The sequence below is a fragment of the Dietzia sp. MNB45 genome (genome assembly GCF_051994785.1).
Taxonomy (GTDB): domain Bacteria; phylum Actinomycetota; class Actinomycetes; order Mycobacteriales; family Mycobacteriaceae; genus Dietzia; species Dietzia kunjamensis.
Window position 1 is genome coordinate 3,125,120 of record NZ_CP163397.1, and the last position, 21,888, is coordinate 3,147,007.

General features: G+C 69.8%; 18 protein-coding genes. 5 read left to right on the forward strand and 13 right to left on the reverse strand.

Features of this window, described 5'->3' with window-relative positions:
- Nucleotides 1-14: 14 nt before the first annotated feature.
- The 10 genes from AB5G72_RS15030 to fgd form a co-directional block, all read right to left on the reverse strand.
- Nucleotides 15-1,523, reverse strand: a complete 1,509-nt coding sequence (locus AB5G72_RS15030) for a thrombospondin type 3 repeat-containing protein (RefSeq protein ID WP_440220266.1) — start codon at nt 1,521-1,523, stop codon at nt 15-17.
- 180 nt (nt 1,524-1,703) lie between these two features.
- Nucleotides 1,704-2,915, reverse strand: coding sequence for an acetate/propionate family kinase (locus tag AB5G72_RS15035; protein WP_440220267.1), 1,212 nt, complete (start codon nt 2,913-2,915; stop codon nt 1,704-1,706).
- Nucleotides 2,912-5,362, reverse strand: coding sequence for a phosphate acetyltransferase (pta, locus tag AB5G72_RS15040; protein WP_440220268.1), 2,451 nt, complete (start codon nt 5,360-5,362; stop codon nt 2,912-2,914). Before pta ends, AB5G72_RS15035 begins: the two co-directional genes overlap by 4 nt.
- The gene (locus AB5G72_RS15045) at nt 5,355-6,644 is read right to left on the reverse strand and encodes a DUF222 domain-containing protein (protein ID WP_440220269.1); all 1,290 of its coding nucleotides are present in this window, start codon (nt 6,642-6,644) and stop codon (nt 5,355-5,357) included. Before AB5G72_RS15045 ends, pta begins: the two co-directional genes overlap by 8 nt.
- A gap of 69 nt (nt 6,645-6,713) precedes the next feature.
- Nucleotides 6,714-7,298 carry a hypothetical protein gene (locus tag AB5G72_RS15050; RefSeq protein ID WP_132062474.1) on the reverse strand — a complete coding sequence of 195 codons (585 nt, stop codon included), beginning with the start codon at nt 7,296-7,298 and terminating at the stop codon, nt 6,714-6,716.
- Between the two features lie 9 nt (nt 7,299-7,307).
- Entirely contained in the window at nt 7,308-8,393 is a 1,086-nt protein-coding gene (gene egtD, locus AB5G72_RS15055) for an L-histidine N(alpha)-methyltransferase (RefSeq protein ID WP_440220270.1), read from the reverse strand.
- Entirely contained in the window at nt 8,390-9,763 is a 1,374-nt protein-coding gene (gene egtB / locus AB5G72_RS15060) for an ergothioneine biosynthesis protein EgtB (protein ID WP_440220271.1), read from the reverse strand. The genes egtD and egtB overlap by 4 nt, the downstream gene beginning before the upstream one ends.
- A gap of 140 nt (nt 9,764-9,903) precedes the next feature.
- Nucleotides 9,904-10,521 carry a methylated-DNA--[protein]-cysteine S-methyltransferase gene (locus AB5G72_RS15065; protein ID WP_440220272.1) on the reverse strand — a complete coding sequence of 206 codons (618 nt, stop codon included), beginning with the start codon at nt 10,519-10,521 and terminating at the stop codon, nt 9,904-9,906.
- Between the two features lie 26 nt (nt 10,522-10,547).
- Nucleotides 10,548-11,186, reverse strand: coding sequence for a suppressor of fused domain protein (locus AB5G72_RS15070; RefSeq protein ID WP_119192458.1), 639 nt, complete (start codon nt 11,184-11,186; stop codon nt 10,548-10,550).
- Nucleotides 11,183-12,202 (reverse strand): glucose-6-phosphate dehydrogenase (coenzyme-F420), encoded by a 1,020-nt coding sequence (gene fgd / locus AB5G72_RS15075; RefSeq protein WP_440220273.1) that lies wholly within the window; start codon nt 12,200-12,202, stop codon nt 11,183-11,185. Before fgd ends, AB5G72_RS15070 begins: the two co-directional genes overlap by 4 nt.
- A gap of 395 nt (nt 12,203-12,597) precedes the next feature.
- Here fgd and AB5G72_RS15080 point away from each other — a divergent pair, with 395 nt between their 5' ends.
- The 4 genes from AB5G72_RS15080 (at nt 12,598) to AB5G72_RS15095 (ending at nt 17,215) form a co-directional block, all read left to right on the forward strand.
- On the forward strand, nt 12,598-13,260 hold the full coding sequence (locus AB5G72_RS15080) for a SipW-dependent-type signal peptide-containing protein (RefSeq protein ID WP_440220274.1): 663 nt from the start codon (nt 12,598-12,600) through the stop codon (nt 13,258-13,260).
- An 848-nt stretch (nt 13,261-14,108) separates the two neighbouring features.
- Nucleotides 14,109-14,657 carry a signal peptidase I gene (locus tag AB5G72_RS15085; protein ID WP_440220275.1) on the forward strand — a complete coding sequence of 183 codons (549 nt, stop codon included), beginning with the start codon at nt 14,109-14,111 and terminating at the stop codon, nt 14,655-14,657.
- Between the two features lie 1,295 nt (nt 14,658-15,952).
- Entirely contained in the window at nt 15,953-16,381 is a 429-nt protein-coding gene (locus AB5G72_RS15090; RefSeq protein ID WP_440220276.1) for a hypothetical protein, read from the forward strand.
- A gap of 204 nt (nt 16,382-16,585) precedes the next feature.
- Nucleotides 16,586-17,215: a hypothetical protein gene (locus AB5G72_RS15095; protein ID WP_440220277.1), complete on the forward strand. Its 630-nt coding sequence runs from the start codon at nt 16,586-16,588 to the stop codon at nt 17,213-17,215.
- Between the two features lie 78 nt (nt 17,216-17,293).
- Here the strand turns inward: AB5G72_RS15095 and AB5G72_RS15100 are convergent, their stop codons facing one another.
- The 3 genes from AB5G72_RS15100 to AB5G72_RS15110 are packed head-to-tail and all read right to left on the reverse strand — an operon-like array spanning nt 17,294 to nt 20,171.
- Complete coding sequence (locus AB5G72_RS15100) at nt 17,294-18,445, reverse strand: hypothetical protein (protein ID WP_440220278.1); 1,152 nt, start codon at nt 18,443-18,445, stop codon at nt 17,294-17,296.
- 17 nt (nt 18,446-18,462) lie between these two features.
- Nucleotides 18,463-19,791: an O-succinylhomoserine sulfhydrylase gene (locus tag AB5G72_RS15105; protein WP_440220279.1), complete on the reverse strand. Its 1,329-nt coding sequence runs from the start codon at nt 19,789-19,791 to the stop codon at nt 18,463-18,465.
- Nucleotides 19,755-20,171, reverse strand: a complete 417-nt coding sequence (locus tag AB5G72_RS15110; protein ID WP_067719351.1) for a rhodanese-like domain-containing protein — start codon at nt 20,169-20,171, stop codon at nt 19,755-19,757. Before AB5G72_RS15110 ends, AB5G72_RS15105 begins: the two co-directional genes overlap by 37 nt.
- An 80-nt stretch (nt 20,172-20,251) precedes the next feature.
- On the opposite strand from AB5G72_RS15110, the gene AB5G72_RS15115 reads away from it, so the two are divergent.
- Nucleotides 20,252-21,778, forward strand: coding sequence for an FAD-dependent oxidoreductase (locus AB5G72_RS15115; RefSeq protein ID WP_440220280.1), 1,527 nt, complete (start codon nt 20,252-20,254; stop codon nt 21,776-21,778).
- Nucleotides 21,779-21,888 lie beyond the last annotated feature (110 nt).

Consider the following 21,888-nt stretch of genomic DNA (forward strand, 5'->3'; position numbering starts at 1 on the left):
TCGGGCCGGGTGGCTCAGCCCTCGCGGTCGAGAGCGGGGTCGAGAGCGGGGTCGGTGGCGAGGGCCGGGTCATCGTGGCGGCGGCGCCTCGCGAACAGGATGAGCGTCGCGCCGGCCGCCGCCGCGGTGAGCGCCCACAGCACGAGCTCGGCCCCGCTGACGCCGGTGGTGGCCAACGACCCGCGGACCTCCGAATTGGCGCGGATCCACGCGTCCGACGGCGCCCCCTCGCGCGGTGTCACCGCACTCTCTGCGACCCGACCGGTGGCGTCGCCCTCGTCGGTGGCGGGGTCCGCGTCAGGCGTGGTGGCCGCGGTCGCGGGGGCGGTGGGGGCAGAGGCGGTGGTGCCCGCCAGCGAGTCCGAACCGGCGGGGCCACCGGGACCACCGGGACCACCGGAACCACGCGAACCACCGGAACCGGATGAACCGGACGAGTCGGACGACCCGCCGAGCGAACCGGTGAGGGAGCCCAGGGCGGGGCCGAAGACACCGATCACCACACCGATGACGCCCCCGACGATGACCGGCCAGACGACGTCCGGCAGGTCCGCCGAACCGCCGCCGGCGGCGGGGTGGACCACCACGCGCCGCACAGAGGTGTAGGTGGCCCCTCCGGGCATGGTGACCGAGAACGCGATGTCATAGGTGCCGGCGCGGGTGGGAGTACCGGTCAGGGCCCCGTCCTCGAGTCGCATGCCGGGCGGGAGCGTGTCGGTGACCACGTCGAGCACGGTGCTCTCGGGCCGGGTCGGGAGAAACGGCCGGGGCCCGTACTCGTGCCCCGCGGTCATATCGGGCAGCCGGTTGAGCGGGTCGGACGGATCGGTGCCGATCTGGTCCTCGGTGGTGTCGGGCAGTCCGTCGCCGTCGCGGTCGAGGCCGTCGACGTCGGAGAACGACACCCACATCCTCGGACTGACACTCTGCCGCTGCGCACTGTTGGGAACGCCGAGCGGAACGGCGACCTCGTCCACCACTCGCGCCGACTCCCCCGGCCCCAGTTCGAGGGCGGCCACCGTGGCGCCGCGGGCCGGAGAGTCCCCGGCCTGGCCGGTACCCGCGCCGTACAGCATCACCGTCCCCGAGTCGGCGGCTGTCGCGCCGGTGATGCTCGACCGCACCGCGAACTCGGCGCCCTCCGACACCACGAAGTCACCGACTCCGACCGCATACCGGCCGGTGCGGCCGGAGTCGGCCGCATTGCGGACGTGATAGGTGCGGTCGACGGATTCGCCGGGGAGCATCGCGCACGGGTCCACGTCGGGGATGCTGGCGCTCGCCCCGGGCGGAGCGGGGCTTGCGGGCGGAGCGGGGCTTGCGGGCGGAGCGGAGCCCCCGGGCCCACCGGCCGGGTCGCAGCCCCACGAACCGAGAGCGAGATCCGGGGCGTCCGTCCAGGTAGAACCGTCCCGAGAGAACTCCAGATCGGTGTGGGCATCGAGGGCAGGCACCGTCACCGCCTGAGCTACGGACGCCCCGCCCAGGACCAGGGTGGCGACCGCCGCCAGGATGAGCGGCACGATCCCGCGACTCCTGGGCCAACCCTGCGTCGGGCCGGGAGGCGGCCCGTGCTCGGGCCGGGCGTCCGGGGAGGAGGGTGAGGCGTGGGGCATCGTCCGACTTCGTCCAGCCCGGACTCGGATGCCGGGGATCACCCCGCACTCTATAACTAAAGTTGTTCTTAGCAAATGTGGACGGGGTTATCCTCCCAGGCCCAGCACCTCGTCGCACGCCCGCGCGATCGCCAGTTCCTCGTCGGTGGGCACCACGAGCACCGTCACGCGACTGTCGGGGGTGGAGATGACCCGCTCGCCGGCGCCGTTCTCGTTGGCCTCGGTTTCGATCTCCACTCCCCAGCCGCGCATGGTCGACAGCGCATCCGCCCGCAGGCGTGCGACGTTCTCCCCCACCCCTGCCGTGAACGTGATCGCGTCCACGTCGCCGAGGACCGCCCAGTAACCGCCGATGTAGCGACGCAGGCGATGGATCACCACGTCGTAGGCCAGCGTGGCGTCCTCGTCGCCATCGTCGACCCGCGTCAGGAGTTCGCGGAAGTCGCGCGCCCCCGACAGCCCCTCCAGCCCCGACCGGCGGTTGAGCAGGGTGGAGACGTCCTCGGGCGACATGCCGCGGTCACGGATGAGGTGGATGATCAGGCCGGGGTCGAGGTCTCCGGGTCGTGTACCCATGACCAGTCCCTCGAGGGGCGTCAGACCCATGGACGTATCCATGGCGCGGCCACCTTCGATAGCGGACGCCGACGCCCCGTTGCCCAGGTGCAGGACGATCTGGTTGAGCTCGCCGTATGGGCGGCCCAGGACGTCGGCGGTGCGGCGGGAGACGAACTCGTGGCTCGTGCCGTGGAAGCCGTACCTGCGCAGGTCCCACCCGCGTGCCGTCTCGCGATCGATGGCATAGGTGTGGGCGGCGGCGGGCAGGGTGTGGAAGAACCCGGTGTCGAACACGGCCACGTGCGGCAGCCCCGGCAGCAGGTCGCGGGCCACCCGGATGCCACGCAGGTTGGCCGGGTTGTGCAGAGGGGCGAGCACCTCGAGCTTCTCGATGTCGGCCTCCACCTCCGGCGTCACCTCGACCGGCTCGTGGAAGGCCGGCCCGCCGTGGACCACACGGTGGCCGATCGCCTCGACCCCCACGTCGGTGGGATGGACGTGCAGCTCCTTCGCCAACTCCAGTACGTGACCGAGCGCGGCGGTGTGGTCCGGGAACTCCGCCTCCGCGGTGCGTTCTTCCGCACCGGCACCGGCCAGGTCGCTGCGGCGAACGGTCAGCGTGCCCACGGGCTCACCGATCCGCTCGACCAGCGCCCAGGCCAACTCACCCTCGACGGCGGTGTCGAGGATCTGCAGCTTCAGGGAGGAGGAGCCGGAGTTGATGACGAGCACGCGGGTCATGAGTCGCTTCCCTGGAGGTCTCCGACGCCCTGCGCCTGGACTGCGGTGATGGCGACCGTGTTGACGATGTCCTCCACGAGCGCACCGCGGGACAGGTCGTTGATCGGCTTGCGCAGCCCCTGGAGGACCGGGCCGATCGCGACCGCGCCCGCGGTCCGCTGTACGGCCTTGTAGGTGTTGTTGCCCGTGTTGAGGTCGGGGAACACCAGGACGGTGGCCCGGCCGGCGACCGGGGAGTCGGGCATCTTCTTGGTCGCGACGGTGGGGTCGACGGCGGCGTCGAACTGCAGGGGCCCGTCCACGACGAGGCCGGCAGCCGGATCACCCTCGGTCGCCTCGGCGATCCGCGACCGCACGAGTGCGGTCGCCTCGCGCACCTTGTCGACGTCGGCCCCACTGCCGGAGTCCCCGGTGGAATAGGAGAGCAGTGCCACACGCGGGTCGATCCCGAACCGCGAGGCGGTCTCGGCGGACGACACCGCGATGTCGGCGAGCTGCTGGGCGGTGGGGTCGGGCACCACCGCGCAGTCCCCGAACGCCAGTACGTGGTCGGCCAGGCACATGAGGAACACGCTCGAGACCGTCTTCACGCCGGGGCGGGTCCGGATGATCTCCAGGGCGGGGCGGATGGTGTGCGCGGTGGTGTGGGCTGCGCCGGAGACCATGCCGTCGGCGAGCCCGGTGTGCACCATCATCGTGGCGAAGTAGGAGATGTCGAGGATGCGGTCACGGGCCACGTCCGGGGTCATGCCCTTGTGCTTGCGCAGCTCGACATACTCATCGGCGAACCGATCGGCGTGCTCGCTCGTCCGCGGGTCCAGCAGTGTCGCGCCGCTCAGGTCGATGCCCAGCTCGTCGGCACGCCGACGGATCGCCTCGGGGTCACCGAGGATCGTCAGGTCGGCCACGTCGCGCCGCAGGAGTCGGCCGGCGGCGTGCAGGATGCGGTCGTCGTCGCCCTCGGGGAGCACGATGTGGCGCTTGTCGGCGCGGGCACGCTCGAGGAGCTGGTGCTCGAACATCTGCGGCGTCATCACGTCGGGCGCGTCGACCCGCAGCGGCGCGAGCAGTTCCTCGGTGTCGACGTGCTTCTCCATCAGGCTGAGCGCGGTCTCCACCTTGCGCCCCGAGCCCGAGAACACGCGCCCGCGGGTCTCGGCGGCCAGACGGGCGGTGTCGTAGGTGCCGTGACCCGTGCAGATGATCGGGAGGGTGGAGCGCATCCCGCGGACGAGCCTGTCCAACGCCGCGTTCGGCCTGACCCCGCCGTTCCAGATCATCCCGGCCAGCGAGGGGAAGCCTTCGGCGGCGTGTGCGGCGAGGATCGCCAGGACCGCGTCGGTGCGGTCGGCGGGGACGATGACGACCATCCCGTCGACCAGTCGCTCCAGGATCCGGTCACCGGTCATGCCGCCGACCATCACGGCCATCGCCTCGCGGTCGAGCAGGGCCGGGTCGCCGGAGTAGAGCTCGCCGTCGACCGCCTCCATGAGCTCACCCATCGTGGGCGCGGTGAGCAGCGACTGGGAGGGCAGCGTCCAGGCCGGCACGTCCAGCGATCCGAGCTCGGCCCGGATCTCCTCCAGCGCGTCGGGATCGCACCGGTTCACGACGACTCCCACGGGGTGGGCGTGCTCGACACGCAGCTCCTCGAGGGTGAGCCGGGCGTTGGTGGCAATCTCGGCCGGGGTGCGGTCGGATCCGCGGAGCACCAGCAGGACGGGGGCGCCGAGGTTCACGGCGATCGTGGCGTTGAAGTCGAACTCGGTGGGGCTGGGCACCCCGGTGTAGTCGGTGCCGACGATCACGACGACATCGCACTGCCGGGCCACCGCCTCATATCGGTGCACGATCTCGCTCAGGGCGGCGTCGCGGTCGGAGTGCACGCGGATGTTGGTCACGCCGATGCAGTCCTCGTAGTCGAGGTCCACGGTGGTGTGCTGCAGCAGCATCTCCACGATGCGGTCGCGTACCGGTTCCTCGTCCTCGACGCCGGGACCGGCGGGGCGGGGCGCGACCGTGACGGGGCGGAACACCCCGACCCGCTGGACGGTCCCGGCCAGGATGCGCAGCAGCCCCAACGCGACGGTCGACTTGCCCGTGTCGCCCTCGGGGGCCACGACGTAGACCGCGGACGAGGAGAGCGGCTCACCGCCCGACTGGGACGGGATCGAGAGTGCGGCGACGTCGGAGTCGGACAACTCGGCCCCGGTGGGATCGCCTGGCCCCGAGGCGCGGGGTTCGGACGCGAGAGTCTCGGACGCTGGAGTGTCGGACGCGAGAGTCTCGGACGCTGGAGTGTCGGACGCGAGGGTGTCGGACGCTACGGAATCGGGAGGAAGGGATTCGGGCACGGGGGCATTGTGACAGCGCCGGCGGCGCAGCACACCTTGTACACACCCGACGGCCCGATCCCCCACCCCGGTCCGGGGCGGGTCGTCACACATCGGTGAGCCTGTCGACGCCGGGAGGCAGCCACGTGCACAGGCCGGGCGAGGCGGGGTTCACCACGGTTGTCCACCCTCCGGGGCCGTCGCCGACGAACCCGTGATGGACGGGACAGCCGAGTGCCCCGTTGGCGACCGTCGTCGACCCGCCCCGTGACCACTCCCTCACATGGTGGAACTGACTTCGCCTGGCCGGGGCGGTGCACCCGGGGAAGGTGCACCCTCCGTGGGAGGCGTAGAGGACCAACCGCTGGATCGACGACGCCAGGCGCCGATCGGGGTGGGCGTCCACGTCGATCCGGTGCAGCTCCTCCCGGCCGTCGCGCAGCAGGGAGACGAACCACGGCATCGTTCCGGCCATGGAGACCGCCTGCCGCACGCTGAGCTGGGTGCCGGCGTCGGCCTGCACGAGCGTCGTGGGGTCCTCGAGCTGCTCCGGTGTCACCCGCACGACGATGGTCGCGATGCCCTTGGGGCGGGCGGGGTCGACGGTCGAACCGAGGGCCCACTGGTGCACCAGGGCGTCGTGGGCGCGCTGCTCGGGGGTGCGCTCGTCGGACCCGGGTTCACACTCCACGGCGCCGCCGGGCCCGCCGAAGTCGCACAGTGCCCTCTCGACCAGGGCGCGGCCGCGGGCCGTCAGGGTCATCGTCAGGGTGCTGGTGCCGTCGGACCGGATCGCGCCGAGCCGCGCCGAGCGCTGACGTTCCTGGTGCTCCTCGCGGTCCCGTCCGCGGTCCGGGCACAGGGCGGCGACCCGGCGGGCGGCCTCGGCCCGCAGGTCGGCGGGCGCCGCCGTGCGGGCGAACTCCGTGAGCTCCTCGGCGAAACACACCTTGGCGTCGCCGCCCATCGTTCCGGGCAGACCGGAGACGGCTCGGGCGATGATCCGCTCGTGCTCGCCGGTGATCTCCCCGTTCGCGGCCGCCCGCCCGGCCGGGGTGGCCTGACGTCCTCCGGCGTCGATCCGACCGTGCACCGTGCCCTTCGCCAGTCCCAGCTTCTCGGCGAGGAGCGCGGCGACGCCACCGGCGGTGCGTCCCTTCTGACGGTGCAGCGCGGCCAACTCCGCAGTGGCCCGGGAGCCACTGGCGTCCAGCCGCCGGGCCACGACCTCCACGCGACCCACCGCGTGGGCGAGCGCGTCCGCGTCGTGCTCGGCCCAGTCGACCGCGCACAGCGTCTCCACCGACGCCTCCAGGAACGCGAGAACGTCGGTCAGCGGGGCCGGCTCGTCCCGCTCACCGCCCCGCCCCTCCGCATCCCATACTCCCTGTTCCATACCCCGAAGCATAGAACACACGTACGACACGAACCGGTCCGGAAGCGCATCGTCGCAGGTCGGCCCGCGTCATCCCCGCGAAGTCATGAGGCGGAACTTGAGCTCGTCGAGCATCGCGCCGATCTCCGTGCTCACCAGCGCGCGATCCAGTGCGACGAGCCGGGGCAGGACGGCGTCGGCGGCGTCCCACCGGCGGCGGTCGAGGTGCTGCGACGCGCGCGAGTACAGCAGTTCGAACTCGGCGAAATCCCGTACCCGGTCCGTCGCCAGCTCTCCCAACCACATACCTTCGCGGCCCCGACTGTCCGCCGCCTCGATGACCCGCCGAACGGAGACGAGGGTCGCCCGCGGCCCGGCCCCGCCGTCGGCGGCGCCTCGCCCGCCGCCGTCGGCCCGGTCGAGCTCGGCGACGAGCCGATCCGCTACCCGGGCGATCACGTCCAGCTCGTCGAGCAAGCCGCTCACCAGGTCCCGCTCGGCCGCGACGTGCGCCCCGCTCCGGGCGGCCTCGGCCCGGGTGCCGGCGCGCGCGACCTCCCCGCCCAGCCGGAACAGTTCAGCCGCCGCCGAGTCGACGGCGGCCCCGGCCGCGCGGGCCTCCCCGAGAAGGCCGCGGGCCCGATCGGCGAGATCCGGGGCGCCCCGGGGGGTCACGGTGTACCCCTAGTCGACGACGACGAGGACCAGCCCGAAGTCCCCGGCGTCGTCGGTCCACACGGTCGGGCCGACGAACCCGTGGCCGGCGAGGTCGTCGGCGAGTGCGTCCGGCTCGAACTTCCGAGCGATCTCGGTGCGGATGCCCTCCCCCGCGGCGAGGGTTCGCGAGCGCCCCAGCGTCGGGAAGTCGACGTGCACGTCGCGGACCGCCCGCAACCACATCTCGATCCTGCTCTCGGCGGCGTTCCACACGGCCTCGTGGCGGAAATCGCGCCTGTCCAGCCCGGTGCACTCGACGGTCCGGGCGATCACGTCGAGCATGTTGAGGTTGAATTCGGCGGTGACGCCGTCGGCGTCGTCGTAGGCCGCGACCAGCCGCTCGGGGCTCTTAACGAGGTCGAAGCCGAGCGCCAACCGGTCGCCCGGGTCCATGACGCCGCGCAGCATCGCGAGGAACTCTGCTCGCTGGGCCTCGCTGAAATTGCCGATCGTGCCGCCGAGGAAGAGCACCAGCCGCCCGCCCGGCTCGCCCGGTAGCGGGCCGTCGAGGGCGGTGAGGTCTCCGACGACCGGGACGACACGCAGTCCGGGGTACTCGGCCGTGAGCGCACGGGCGGAACCGAAGAGCATCTCGGTACTGATGTCGACCGGAACGAACAGTGGGCCGGCTGGATCAGTGGCGCCGGTCGGGCGGGAGGCGAGGACGTCGAGCAGGACCCGCGTCTTCTCGCAGGTCCCGGCCCCGAGCTCGACGAGTGTGGCGGCATCGCCGACGATGTCGACAGCCCGCGACCGCAGGATCTCCGCCTCCGCGCGGGTAGGGTAGTACTCCGCGAGCCGGGTGATCCGGTCGAAGAGCAGGCTGCCCTTCTCGTCGTAGAACCAGCGGGGCGGCACGGTCGGCGGGTCGTCGAAGAACCCGGCGCGCAGATCCGATTCGAGCGCGGCGGTGTCGGGATCGGCGGTGCTCGTCGTCGTCGTCGTTGTCGTTGTCGTCGTCGTTGTCGTCGTCGTTGTCTTTGCTGTTGTTGCACCGGGGCCGTCGGGCCCGGCGGCACCGGACTGGGCGGCCACCTCGCGCGCGCCGGTCACCGGGCGAGCCTCAGTCCGGCGGCCGCCCACCTCGAGGCGGCGGGATAGAAGTTCCGGTAGGTGTGCCGCGTGTGGCCGGCGGGCGTGAACGCGCTGCCACCGCGGAGGACATGCTGGTCGGACATGAACTTGCCGTTGTACTCGCCGGCCGCGCCCTCCTCGGTGACGAACCCCGGATACGGCAGGTAGGCGCTGGCGGTCCATTCCCACACGCCGCCGATCGTCCGCTCCGCGGCGGGCCGCGGGTGGCAGCGGTCGGGGTCGAGCTCGTCGCGGATCTCCCAGCCGGTGGTGGCGACCTCCCACTCGAACTCGGTGGGCAGCCGTGCGCCGGCCCAGCGGGCGTAGGCGTCGGCCTCGTAGAAGGACACGTGGATGACGGGCTCGGCGTCGACGACCGGCCGCCGGCCGCTCAGGGTGAAGGTGGTCCACTCACCGTCGGCGGCGGTCGCGGGGCCAGCGGCGGTCGCGGTGTCGGCGGCGCGGCCGACCGGGCTGTCGTCCTCACGCCGCCAGTACCCGGGCGCATCCCAGCCCTCGGCCTGGACCGTGGCCCAGCCGTCGGACAACCACAGTTCGGGCCGGGAGTAACCGCCGTCGGCCATGAACTGCTTCCACTCGCCGACGGTGACCTGGCGGGTGGCGACCTCACCGCCGGGGATCCACACCCGGTGGCGGGGACGCTCGTTGTCATAGGAGAACGCGGGGCCTGCGGCGGTGGCGGGGCTTGCGGCGGTGGCGCCCGAGTCGTCCCCGACGTCAGAGTCGCCGGGAGCCGGGGCGCCGACCTGCGCGACCCCCTCGGCGACGGCGAGCCAACCGGTCTCCCCCGGCGCCGCTCCTGCCGGGTCCGCCGCCCTGTGGACGTACACCGGGTCGGTCGGGTTGTGCGAGAAGAGGTGCTTGATGTCCATGAGCAGCAACTCCTGGTGCTGTTGCTCGTGATGGCAGCCCAGCTCCAGCAGTTCGAGGCCACGCTCGTCGACCCGGCCCGCCTCGAGGGCGTCGACGACGGCCTCGTCGATGCGGGCGCGGAAGTCCCCGATCTCCGCGACCGACGGGCGGGTGATGAGCCCGCGCTGCGGCCGCGGCTGCCGTGGGCCGACCGCCTCGTAATACGAGTTGAACAGGAAGCGGAACACCGGCTCCGGCGAGGTGTAGCCCGGCAGCCGGCCCAGCACGAACTCCTCGAAGAACCACGTGGTGTGTGCCCGGTGCCACGCCGCGGGGCTGGCCGCGGTCATCGACTGGGGGATCTGGTCCTCGGGGCTGAGCCGGGACGCGAGCAGGTCGGTGAGCCCCCGGACCTGCTGGAACTTCTCGACCACGCTCTCGGCGCGGGCGGTGGTGGCGACGGTTCCGGCTGTCATGGCTTCCCCCGTGGGTTGTGGTCGACGGCAGGCGGTCCGCGCCGGCGGACCCCTCGGCCCCCGACGCTGACCGCCACCCTAACCACGGTGTGGCCGCCGTCCCACCGATCCGGCAGTGCCCGGACGAACGGCGGCGATGCCTACCGGAACGGGAGCAGGCCCGGCTTCCCTGCGCGCTCGGCGGCGATGTTGCGTCGCTCGTGCTCGAGCAGCCGAAGCCTGTACTCGGGGCAATTGCCCATTCCGCCGTCGGCGCGGATCACCCGGTGGACGGGGATGACGAACGGCACCGGCACCAGCGTGCACAGCCGGCCGACGCGACGGGCGTTGCGTGGTCGGCCGGCGTCGATACTGACCTGGCCGTAGCTGGAGGTCTCGCCGTAGGGGATGTGCTGGATCTCGCGGTAGACCTCGCGTGAGAATTCATCGTGGACCCCGGCCGCCGCCCAGTCCAGCGGGACGTCGAACCCGCGGAGCCTCCCGGCCAGGTAGTCCTCCACCTGTTCCGCCAGGCGGGCGAGGTGCTCCGCCGCGGCGCCGGGCTCGGGATCGCGGCCCTCGTCGTCGTCGTGATGTTTCACGTTGAACCAGGTCGCGGCGGCATCCCTGTGGTCGAGCTGGTCTGCGTCGAGCTGGTCCGCGTCCACCTGGACGAGGCGCGCGATGCCGTCGGGGGTGGCCTCGACGAGCATCAGCCCGGCCGCGGTGGTGAGTACGTGCGTGACACCGCGGGGCGTCCGGGGCGCAGGCGCGCTCACACGGGACCCACTCACACCAGCCTCACTCACACCACGCTCGGGCGGTCCGGGTTGGTGACGTCGGCGTCGGCGGTGTCGAGCCGCTCGAACAGGGCGTCGGCGCCGTCGCGTCCGATGGCGGACATCTCCGCGGTGGTGATCGGCACGGCCTGCAGGCGCGTGAGCAGGGGGCCGGTGCCGTCGGGGCCGCCGGTCTCGTCGACCACCTGCAGGTCCGGCCACAGGAACGGCGGCGTGAGGACCAGGTGCTCGCACGTACGGCCGGGATCGACCAGCCCGACCGCGTTGGGGATCACCGCGCCGGGCGCCACGTGGATGGAACCGGTGGCCACCGCGAGCGCGCACGCGTCCAGGACGTCGGCCATGGCGCGGTGACCGGTGCGGCCGACGGTGACGAACTCGGAGCGGATGTGTCGCCCCTCGGGCGTGGTGACGTTGGTGGGGAGCTCGCGGGCGCCCACGGTGGCGTAGGTGGAGAAGCCGGGCGCGGGAACGTCGTCGACGACGACGATGTCGCAATGCCACTCCGTTGTCTGACCCTCCTCATCCGGCTCGGTCTCGTGCGGATAGCGCAGGACGCGGACCGATTCCTTGTGGCCGAGGATGCCCTCGAGGCCGGAGAGATCGGCCGTGTCCGGGCCGGGGAGGTTGTTCTCGTTACTCATGCAAGGGCTCGCAGTCGCGGTTCGAGGTCGGAATTGAAGAGGTCGAGGAAGCGTTTCTGATCGTGGCCGGGGGCGTGGAAGACCAGGTGGTTCAGGCCCGCGTCGACGTATTTTTTGACCTGCTCGACGGCCTCATCGGGGTCCGAGGCGACGATCCACCGCTTGGCGACCTGCTCGATCGGCAACTCATCCGCGAGGCGCTCCATCTCGCGCGGGGAGTCCACCGAGTGCTTTTGCTCCGGTGTCAACGACAGCGGGGCCCAGAAGCGGCAGTTCTCCAACGCGGCGGCCGGGTCGGGGTCGTAGCTGATCTTGATCTCGATCATCCGGTCGATCTTCGCCGAATCGCGCTCGTTGATTCCGGCGCCCTCCTCGACGGCCGGGAGCAACTTGTCGGTGTACAGCTCCATCCCCTTTCCGGAGGTGCAGATGAACCCATCGCCCACCCGGCCGGCGTACTTGGCCACCACCGGACCACCCGCGGCGACGTAGACAGGCACCCCACCCTCGGGCACGTCATAGAGGAACGCGTCCTTGGTCGAGTAGTAGTCACCCTCGAAGTTGGTGGTCTCGCCGGTCCACAGCTCGCGCATGAGCCGGACCGACTCACGCAGGCGCGCGAACCGCTCCTTGAACTCCGGCCACTGGCCCTGATGCCCGGTGGCGATCTCATTGAGCGCCTCACCCGTGCCCACACCGAGGAAGATGCGGCCCGGGTACAGGCACGCCATCGTCGCGAACGCCTGCGCCAACACCGCCGGGTTGTAGCGGAACGTCGGGGTGAGCACCGAGGTGCCCAGCTGCAGCCTCTCGGTGCGCTCGCCCACCGCCGTCATCCACGCCAACGAGAACGGCGCATGACCACCGTCGTGGCGCCACGGCTGGAAATGATCCGACACCGAGGCCGAATCCATCCCCGCCTGCTCCGCCATCACGGCGAACTCCACCAGATCACGCGGACCGAACTGCTCGGCCGACGCCTTGTAACCGAGCTTCAGGGACGGGGTGTCGGGCATCAGCTTCTCCTGCAGGTAGGCATGTGACCAGATTCACCTCTGGCGCGCGCGGGGCACGGGGCCGAGTATGCCAGCGAGCCAGGTTAGGGGTGCACGGGTTGACAGCGGCTCCCCCTTGCACCGCGCTCACCTCCGCGAATGGCGGAGTGCACTCTAAATCCAAGTCAACCCTAATATTCATGACAGCTAACGACCGCACACCGAGCGACCGATCGGTGCATTGCACTGGGAGAATAAACCCACGTTCATGGTTGCATCATCGGTAACGATTTCGTAATGTGTGCGGCGGGCCACCGCAGTGTCCCGGTGTCGATCAAGTCCCATCCCCGTACGAGGCCGACACATCCCACCCCCCGGGATCGTCGCGTGGTCCCCCTCGGAAAGGCAGGGCGCACATGGACGCCACCACTCCTCTCAATCCCGAAGCCCAGCGGAAGCAGGACCGGGCCCGCAAGCGCAAGGCGATCCTCGCCGGCGGCGTGGTCCTCGGCCTCGGCGCAGCGGTGACGCTGGCCGCGTGGTCGGATGACGTGTTTGCGAACGGGACGTTCACCACTGGCTCGTTTGAGTTGCAGGGTTCCACCACCGCGGACGCAGGGGACTTTAAGAATTACGACGGCCCAACTGGCACCCCCGCGGATACTGCGTCATTGTCCTTCACCATGGCGCCTCTAGACATCGCCCCGGGCGACGTGAACTACGCACCATTCTGGCTGCGGGTCAATGGAACCCAAGACGCGTTGATTACCATTCCGAGTGTCAGCGGGACAACCCCCGCACTGAACACCCAGCTCAGCTACAAGATCTACACGGGCGCGCCCACGTGTGATGCTGCCGGTGTGGCAAGTGCCGCGGCAAAGATCGCGTACTCGAAAAACTCCATCGACGGGGCTGCTGCTGATATCTCGGCTGGCAACCAGGTCACAGCGCCGCAAGCCCCCTCGAGTGTGCCCCTATGCATCACGGTCACAGCAGTGGCTGATCAAACCCTCCTCCCCCAGGGCGCGTCGACCACCATCACCTGGCGCTTCACTGGCACTTCCGTCAACGGTACTTAGTTCGTAACGGCTGCACTGACGGGCGAGCGGTGGTCGTTTCCCTTCGCTCGCCCGTCAGCGAAGTTTACTTATGCCTGACAAAGGCGGCTAGCCAGGTAGCGAGAAGCCGTTCTCTGTGGCGCCAGCACATTCATTCTGCAAGAAGGACGTGACACCGTGACCGGAACCGGTAGCCTGCGCCGGGTCAGGGCCAAGGGCGCCATTGCCGCGCTCGGGTTGGGAACTGCGGTGATTGCCGCCACGACTCTCGCTGTCCCCTCGGAGACTCTCGCTTCATTCGCAGACAATGTGTTCGCTGGCGGACAGTTTCTTACCGGGAGGTTCGGGTTACAGACGTCTCTCACGGCCGAGGGTCCATTCAGCGACGGCCCAACTAATCTTCCAGGATCAACCAACCCTGGCACCGTCGCGTTTTCGACGCCGATCGCACTCACCCCGGGGGCGACGTCGTACGCACCCGTATACCTGCGCACGACTTCGAACACCACGAGCAGCGCCAGAGTCGGCATCTCGACCCCAGCCAAGGGGACTAGCAACACAGCGCTATGGGGCACCCCGCCGAGCTCGCCGGGTCTCATCACCTACGCCGCCCGAGCCGTGCTGACCACGATCTCCAGCACGTGCAATGCCGCAGTCTGGACAGGCTCACAAGGTACTCAGCTCTATCCGCCGAATTCCCCGTTCTACGCATCGACAGCCTCCACCTTCATCCTCAACGCAGCGGCAGGAACCACCTACATGGTGTGCTTTCGTTTCACTCTCGCGAGCAACGTCACCAGTGCCCCCGCCGGCACGAATGGGGCCTCCGTCTATCCTGTTTGGACCTTTAACGGAATCTCACCTACGCCATGACGAAAGCAACGACCAGAGTTGACTCTGTTGAACTGGAAGACCGGCACACCCCTGGCCGCCCAAGCGTCGGTGTCAGATTTGTCGACGGTCTGCTCACTGTTTTCGCCACGCTGGGCGTGGTCTGCATCGCCGCGACCATAGCCGCGTTCGCGCTCAACATCAGCCTGATCATGTTCAAGACCGGGTCGATGTCGCCCACCATCCCGACCGGCTCCCTCGCCGTCGTCAGGCTGATCCCCGCCTCCGACATCAAGGTCGGCGACGTCACGACGGTCTCACGCGGTGAAGGCCAACTCCCTGTGACCCACCGCATCGTGTCCGTGTCCCCAGTGGGCGGTGACACCTACTCCATCGAGATGAAGGGCGACGCCAACGATTCCCCGGACGCGCAGCCGTACGAGGTAACCGAGGTCAAGAAGGTGCTCTGGCACGTGCCCGGGCTCGCTTACGTGGTGGCCGCGGTCAGTCAACCGAAGTACATGGCCGGGATCACAGTCGCGGCCTCATTCCTTGTCGTGTGGGCCTTCTGGCCTCGAAAGCAGTGAACATGAACACCCCTCCGCACTCGACACGTCTCCGCCGGCTTGCGGCGTCCGTCGGCGGACTCGCTATCGCTGGTGTCTTGGCCCTGTCCGGCGCGGTTGTTCCGGGCACCGAGATGACGGAAGCGGCGTGGAACGACACCGAGGTCGCTCAAGCCGAGGTCAAAGCGACATGGCCGACCCAGTGGTTTGCAAGGACTCTCGGAAACTCGTGGGAGTCCGTCAGAACTATACGGGCGTCCGATGGATCAAAATATGAGGCGCAGGAATCGTTTGGACCAGGTGATGGATATGGCGTTTTTGCAAGAATTTCCGCAGAGAACCAGCGGAATCCTTCTAATCCGCTCAAACTTACGACCAATACCGAATTAGACCCCGGATACATCTCCGACAATTCCCTCGCCTCGTCGGACGCGAGCACCACTTCAAGGATATGGATGGGCCGAACAGACACGTTCGGCCGTGCAGTCACACGACATTGCATAGATGACCCAAATTCATACAGCCCACTCGCTACGAACTGCGTCGGTGGCACATCGAACGCATTCATTGAATCGGCCCAGAAGCTGGCCAATTTCTCACTCTCCATCTCCACTGCGGGCGCTAAGAACGGTCGACTTAACGCAAACGGGGTCAGCACCAGTGTGCGCTGCTACCCCGGTTCTCAGAAGCCTGAAGCTGAGTCTTTTGTTCCCGCACCTACCACGCTTCCCGGCAAGAGCGGCGAACGAGTATCGGTTGCAGAGGAACTTGGGATCTTGCCAGACTCTTACGGTAGCGAACGCCTTCTTCCTCTACCGATGGCCGATGACCCAGGAATTTTGAACGACGGACAGGGGCCGTGGTTCCGAGCGAATATCCAAAATATGGACGGCACAAGCGATTCGTCCAGCCGTCTGGTCTGGATTATGCGAATTACCGCAGACCGTTACGTGACCAGCTCGCCCGCTGCCTATGCAAAAAGCGAGGTTTCAGTTGAAATACAAACCTACTCCGACTCAGCAGCGGGGTTTTCGCGCGGCAAGTTCGTCGGCAGTGTTCACGTAGTACTGTCGCGCTCCGAATGTGGAATTGGAAGAGTCCCCACCCGAGATTTTTACTACAACGGGATTGATCAGGTCGGCAGAGTTCAAGACCAACCGAGATTCACAAAACCATTCTTCTATCCCGGGCAGATCGATAGAGGGGAGACCGGAAGATTCACACCCGTAGCGACAGTCAACGGCAACAAAGTCGCCGCACTCAATGAATCAGAAACAAGTGCGCAAGCGGGACGCTACCTTCCCCCCACCACCACCGTGACCTCACCGCTCGAGAATTCGACCGCGTCCGAGACCACCACCTCGGCGCCGCCCCTCCCGTCCGGGGAGGACGAGTCGACAACCGCGCGCACGAGCATCACCACCCCGCCGGCGACGAAGACGGTCACCTCGACGTCGGCCGCCCCCGCGACCGTTATCCCCGACGAGCCCGCGCCACTCTCGTCTGCGGCCCGACTCGAAGACGTGGGCACCGCGACCGTGGACGGGGAAGACTTCGTCGTCGTCACCCCCGGTGACACCGTTCCCTCCGACGCGCGGGAGGGCGTGGCGGCACTGGAGATCTGGCTGAACGGCGGCGACCCCGGCGACACCTGGTCGACGTTCACGTCCACCGACCCCGACGCGGACGGCTGGCGCTGGGCCGCCATCAACCAGGAGACCGGGACCGTGGTCTACATCCGCTGACATGCGCCCGGGCCGCCCGGCGGGTCCACAAGGCGCCCGACACGCCGATGGCCGCCGTGAGATTCGCCACGCGCCGGGGCCGAATGTAACGACTCGACGTCATCAACCAATAACCTTGGTGAACACGGCGATCACTGCGGCCCCGCCCGCACCAGAGCCCCCTCCTCTGGACCGATCTCCACCAGACGGCCCCTCGGAGGAGTCATGCGCATCCGGCACGCGGCGACCACACTGGTCGCACTCGCTGCCGCCTCCGTCTGCGCACTCGGCGCGACGGTGATCGTCCAGGACCGCGAAGAGCAGACCCGCGAGTCCGAACTGCGCAGCTCGGCGTGGTCCGTCCAGGCGTCCACCGACTTCGGTACGACCTGGACCGCGCCCATCTCCTCCTACGGCGGCCACTTCCCCGTCCGCGTGGACACGGCCGGCCTGCGCAACCGCTCCGCCTACCAGCCCCTGACACTACGCACCACCGTCGACTCCCGGTCCGACGCCCACGTCGACATCGGCGAGGGCGCCCTCGTCGATGGAGACCCCGAGACCGCGTCCCATGTACGGGTCCGGGCCGTCTCGGCCCGCGGCGGAGCATGCGCCGCGCCGGCGTTCGACCTCGACTCACCGAGCATCCTCGCCGGCGACAGTGACCGGCCGGTGCCACTCGACGCGCCCACCGTCGACGAACCGCTGGTCCTGCCCGGCGCCACCCGCACCACGCCCGGATCCCCGGTCACCGTGTGTCTCGAGCTCAGTATGGACGCGGCCGCCCCGGCCACCGACTCGATGCTCACGCTGGCCTGGCCCGTCGACATCGCCCGCGGCGACGCCGACTCCTAGCCGGACCGGCGCAGCCCCCAGCCCGGCCCGGCCGAGCGCAGCCACCACCCCACCGCGCCCCGGCCCGACCCCGGACGCTCAGCGGCGCCCCGCGGCCTCGTCGTAGATCCGCGCATGAGCCGCGATGACGCTCGTCGGATCAGCGCCCTCGACCCGCGGCGGGACGGCCCGGGGATTCTCCAACGCCGCCCGCACCGCCACCGCCACCGCGGACGGATCGCGGGGATCGTAGACCTCCCCGGAGTGATCGCCCGGATCGCAACGGTCGAACCACTGCTCCCGCAGGCACCCCACCGCCGGGAACACCGGCGACACGCCCAGGTCGCGGCACAACTCCAACCAGGTGGAATGGGTGGCGAAGCGGTACGGCAACACACACACGTCGAGCGCGGCGAACTCGGGCAGCAACGGCGCCAGGTCCAGCGACTCGTACCGCACCAACCGCACCGACTCCCAGCCGCCCTCGGCCGCCAGCTCCGCCACCAGATGGTGCCCGCCGGCCTCGCGGTCCTCGCCGCACGCGTCGCGCCACGCCTGCGCCTCCACGACGATCCGCAGGTGCGCGCCCCGCCGCCCGTGGGCGACGGGCGCCAGCTGGTCCAGCAGCTCCGGGCCGTCGATGTTCTCGCCCAGCCGCTCCAGCAACACCCCCACCACCACCGGATCGCCGGGACCGCGCAGGTGCTTGCCGGCGCGGATGGCGGAGGAGACCTCGTCCTCGTCCAGCAGCCGCGGGTGCGGCACGACCACCGGTTCGACGCCCCACCGCACCCACAGTTCGTGCGCCGCCACCTCGGTCAGCGTGACCACGGCAGCGGCGGCCTCGACCAGTGTGCCGGTGTGGTCGCGGTGCGGGAGTTCGTCTTCGTGGGACGGGTAGACGATGTCGTGGACGGTGAGAACCATCGGCACCTCGGCCCGCGACAGGTGCTCCACCACCCCGTCCACGCTCTCGGGCTCCAGGTAGTCGTAACCGAAGTGCACGTGCGCCAGGTCGACAGTGCGCAGCGGGTCGCCGTCGCGATGAATCTCGCCCGACGCCTCGTGGCCGGGATCGAACTCCGCGGGAGTCACCGCCTCGGGCGGGGTCTGCCCGTTCACCACCCCGGGCCGGACGGGCACCAGCTCTACGTGCTCAGCGCCATCCAGGCCGGTGATACGGCGAACCGCGGGATGGGCGGCCGGCAGCACCGCCACCCGGACCCGGGAATGTTCACCCCGATCAGACATACGATCAATCTAGACCGTCACCCCAGACCGCGACGCAGGTCCTCTATGAGGTCGCCCGCGTGTTCCAGCCCCACGGACAGGCGGACCACGTTGTCGCCGATGCCCACCGCGGCGCGGGCCTCGGGCTCCATGGACGCATGCGTCGTCGTCGCGGGATGGGTCACCAGCGTCTTGGCGTCGCCGAGGTTGTTGGAGATGTCGATGACCTCCAACGAGTTCAGCAGAGAGAAGCACTCCTTCTTCCCGCGGCCGCCCTCGTCGTCGTCGTACTTCAACCCGAACGTCACCACCGACCCGCCGCCCGACATCTGCGCCCGCGCCAACTCGTACTGGGGGTGCGACTCGAGCATCGGGTATGTCACCCGCTCCACGGCCGGGTGCGACTCCAGGAACCGCGCCACCTCCAGCGCGTTGGCACTCATCCGCTCGACGCGCAGGCTCATGGTCTCCAGGCCCTTGAGCAGGACCCACGCGTTGAACGCGCTCATCCCGAACCCGGCGTGGCGCATGAGGTTCTGCACAGGGCCGGAGATGTACTCCTCGGTGCCCAGCACGGCGCCGCCCAGGACGCGGCCCTGGCCGTCGATGTGCTTGGTGGTGGAATACACGACGATGTCCGCGCCCAGCTTGAGCGGCTTCTGGTGCAGGACGGTGGCGAAGACGTTGTCCACCACCACCTGCGCGCCGGCGGCGTGCGCGAGGTCGCACACCGCGCGCACGTCGACCAGCTCCTGCATGGGGTTGGAGGGAGTCTCGAAGAAGACGGCGTCGGTGGGCTCGCTGAGCGCCTCGCGCCACTGGTCGAGGTCGGCGCCGTCGACGAACACCGTCTCCACACCCCAGCGTGGCAGGATCTCCGCGCAGATCACGTAACAGGAGCCGAACAGCGCGCGCGAGGCCACCAGGCGCGACCCGTTCCCGCACAGCGCGGCCAGGGCCACGAACACCGCGGACATGCCGGAGCTGGTCGCGAAGCACGCCTCGGCGCCCTCGATCTGCCGCAGACGCTCCTGGAACATCGCGACCGTCGGGTTGCCGTAGCGGGAGTAGACGAACCGCTGCTTCTCGCCGTTGAACGACGCCTCGGCCGCCTCCGCGGACTCGTAGACGTAGCCGGAGTTGAGGAACATCGGCTCTGTGGTCTCCTCGAAGCCGGTGCGCATCTGCCCGGCCCGCACGCCCAGGGTGTCGGGGTGGAGACCGTCGGGGAGCTCGTTGTTTCTCATCGCTGCTTTCTTGTGTGTGGTGCGTGGGTGATGCGGCGGGGCGAGGGGCGTACGGGCGTGGCGGGCTGGCCGTGGTGGCCCGGTCAGGACTGGCGCCAGGCCAGGCCCGCGACCTTCCACCCGTTGACGGTGCCGCGGTGTCCGGCGGCGTCCGGGTCGCCCTCGAACCCCTCGGCCACGTTGTAGGCGGTGCGGTATCCGGCGGCGGTGGCCAGGCTCGCGGCGGCGGCGGACCGGCCACCACTGCGGCACAGGAACAACACCGGTGTCTCCGCGGCGACACCGGCCTCGCCGAGGTGCTCGACGAACCGCTCGTTGGGCTGGCCCGCCGAGGTCATCCACTCGATGCCCAGGGTGCGCTTGCCCAGCTCGGACAGATCGGCGCCGCCGACCCACTGCCACTCGGCGCTGGTACGGACGTCCACCAGGACCGCGTCGGGATCGGAGGCGAGCAGATCCCAGGCCTGGCGGGGCGATAGGTCCCCGGCGTAGTCGCTCATGGGTGTCGATTATGCTCCCCCGACGGCAGATCGACTGGGTCGAGGTACCCCGCTCGCCTTTCTGTGCGACGATCGCGGACATGACGCCTGTCACAGATTCCCCGTTCCGGGTGGCCGTAGTGGGGTCCGGCCCGGCGGGGGTGTACGCCAGCGAGGCCCTGCTGGACTGGAGTGACAACCGGGATCCCTCCGGACGCGGGATCGTGGTGGACCTCATCGACCGGCTCCCGGTCCCCTACGGTCTGCTGCGGCACGGCGTGGCCCCCGACCACCCCCGCATCAAGGGCATCGCCCGCACGCTGGAGGGGATCGCCGCCGACCCGCGCATCCGGTTCCTCGGCAACGTCGAGTTCGGCCGCGACCTCACCCTGGACGACGTGCACCGCTTCTATCACGCGGTCGTCTTCTCCACCGGCGCGCTCGCGGACCGTCGGCTCGGCATCCCGGGCGAGGACCTCGAGGGGTCGTACGGGGCCGCCGAGTTCGTGACCTGGTACGACGGCCACCCGGATGCGCACCCCGAGTGGGCGCTGACCGCCGAGCGCGCGGCCGTGGTGGGCGTCGGCAACGTCGCCCTGGACGTGGCACGCATGCTGGTGCGCAGCCCCGAGCAGTTGGAGCCCACCGACATCCCCGAGCACGTCCGCGCCGGGTTCGGCACCAACACGACCCGGGTGGTGTCGGTGATCGGCCGCCGCGGCCCCGTCCACGCCAAGTTCACGCCCCTGGAGTTGCGGGAGATGGCCAAGGTGGAGGGCGTCACGATCGTGGTGGACCCGGCCGACCTGGAGTACGACGACGACGAGGCGCGCACCCTCCGCGACAGCGATCGCCGGGTCGGGCAGGTGTGCACGCAACTCGAGAAATGGGCCGGGGCACAGCGTGAGGCCGGTCTGGGGACGGCGGATGAGGCCGAGGCCGCCGCCCTCGCGGCCGGCGAACGGGTGGTGCGGTTCCGCTTTCACCGGTCCCCGGTCGAGATCCTGGGTTCCGACGGCCGGGTGTCCGGGCTGCGCCTGGCGGTGACCGAGCCGGCCGGTGCCGGCGGGCGGGTCCGCAGCAGCGGCCGGACGGAGGACCTGCAGGTCGAGGCGGTCTATCGCGCGGTCGGCTACCGCTCGTCCGCCCTGGAGGGAGTGCCCTTCGACCACGACTCGGCGACCATCCCCAACGACTCCGGCCGGATTCTCGACTCGCCGGGCGGGGAGCACCTGCCGGGTCTGTTCACCGCGGGCTGGGTCAAGCGCGGGCCCTCCGGGGTGATCGGCACCAACCGTTCCTGCGCGGTGGAGACCGTGGGGCAGCTGGCCACCGAGCTCGAGTCCGGCGTCCTACCCGAGCCCGCCGAGCCGGACCCGCAGGCCGTGCGCGACCTGCTCACCGACCGCGGCGTGGACCTCGTCGACGGCGACGCCTGGCTGGAGATCGACGCCCACGAGCGTGGGCTCGGCGAGGCGGCGGGCCGCGAACGCACCAAGCTGCCGGGCCGCGCGGAGATGCTGGAGGTCGCTCGCGCCTCCCGTTCCACCGCCAGCCTCGGAGAAATCCGCTACTCGGATTCCCGATCCGCTACCCGAATCCGGGTAGCGGATCCGGAAACGGGGTAGCGGATTGTGCCGGGTTGGTTTTTCCGGCCGGGGCGGTCGATGCGGGGCGCTGTCGGTGTCGGGGATGCGGGGCGCTGTCGGTGTTGGGGATGCGGGGCGCTATCGCTACC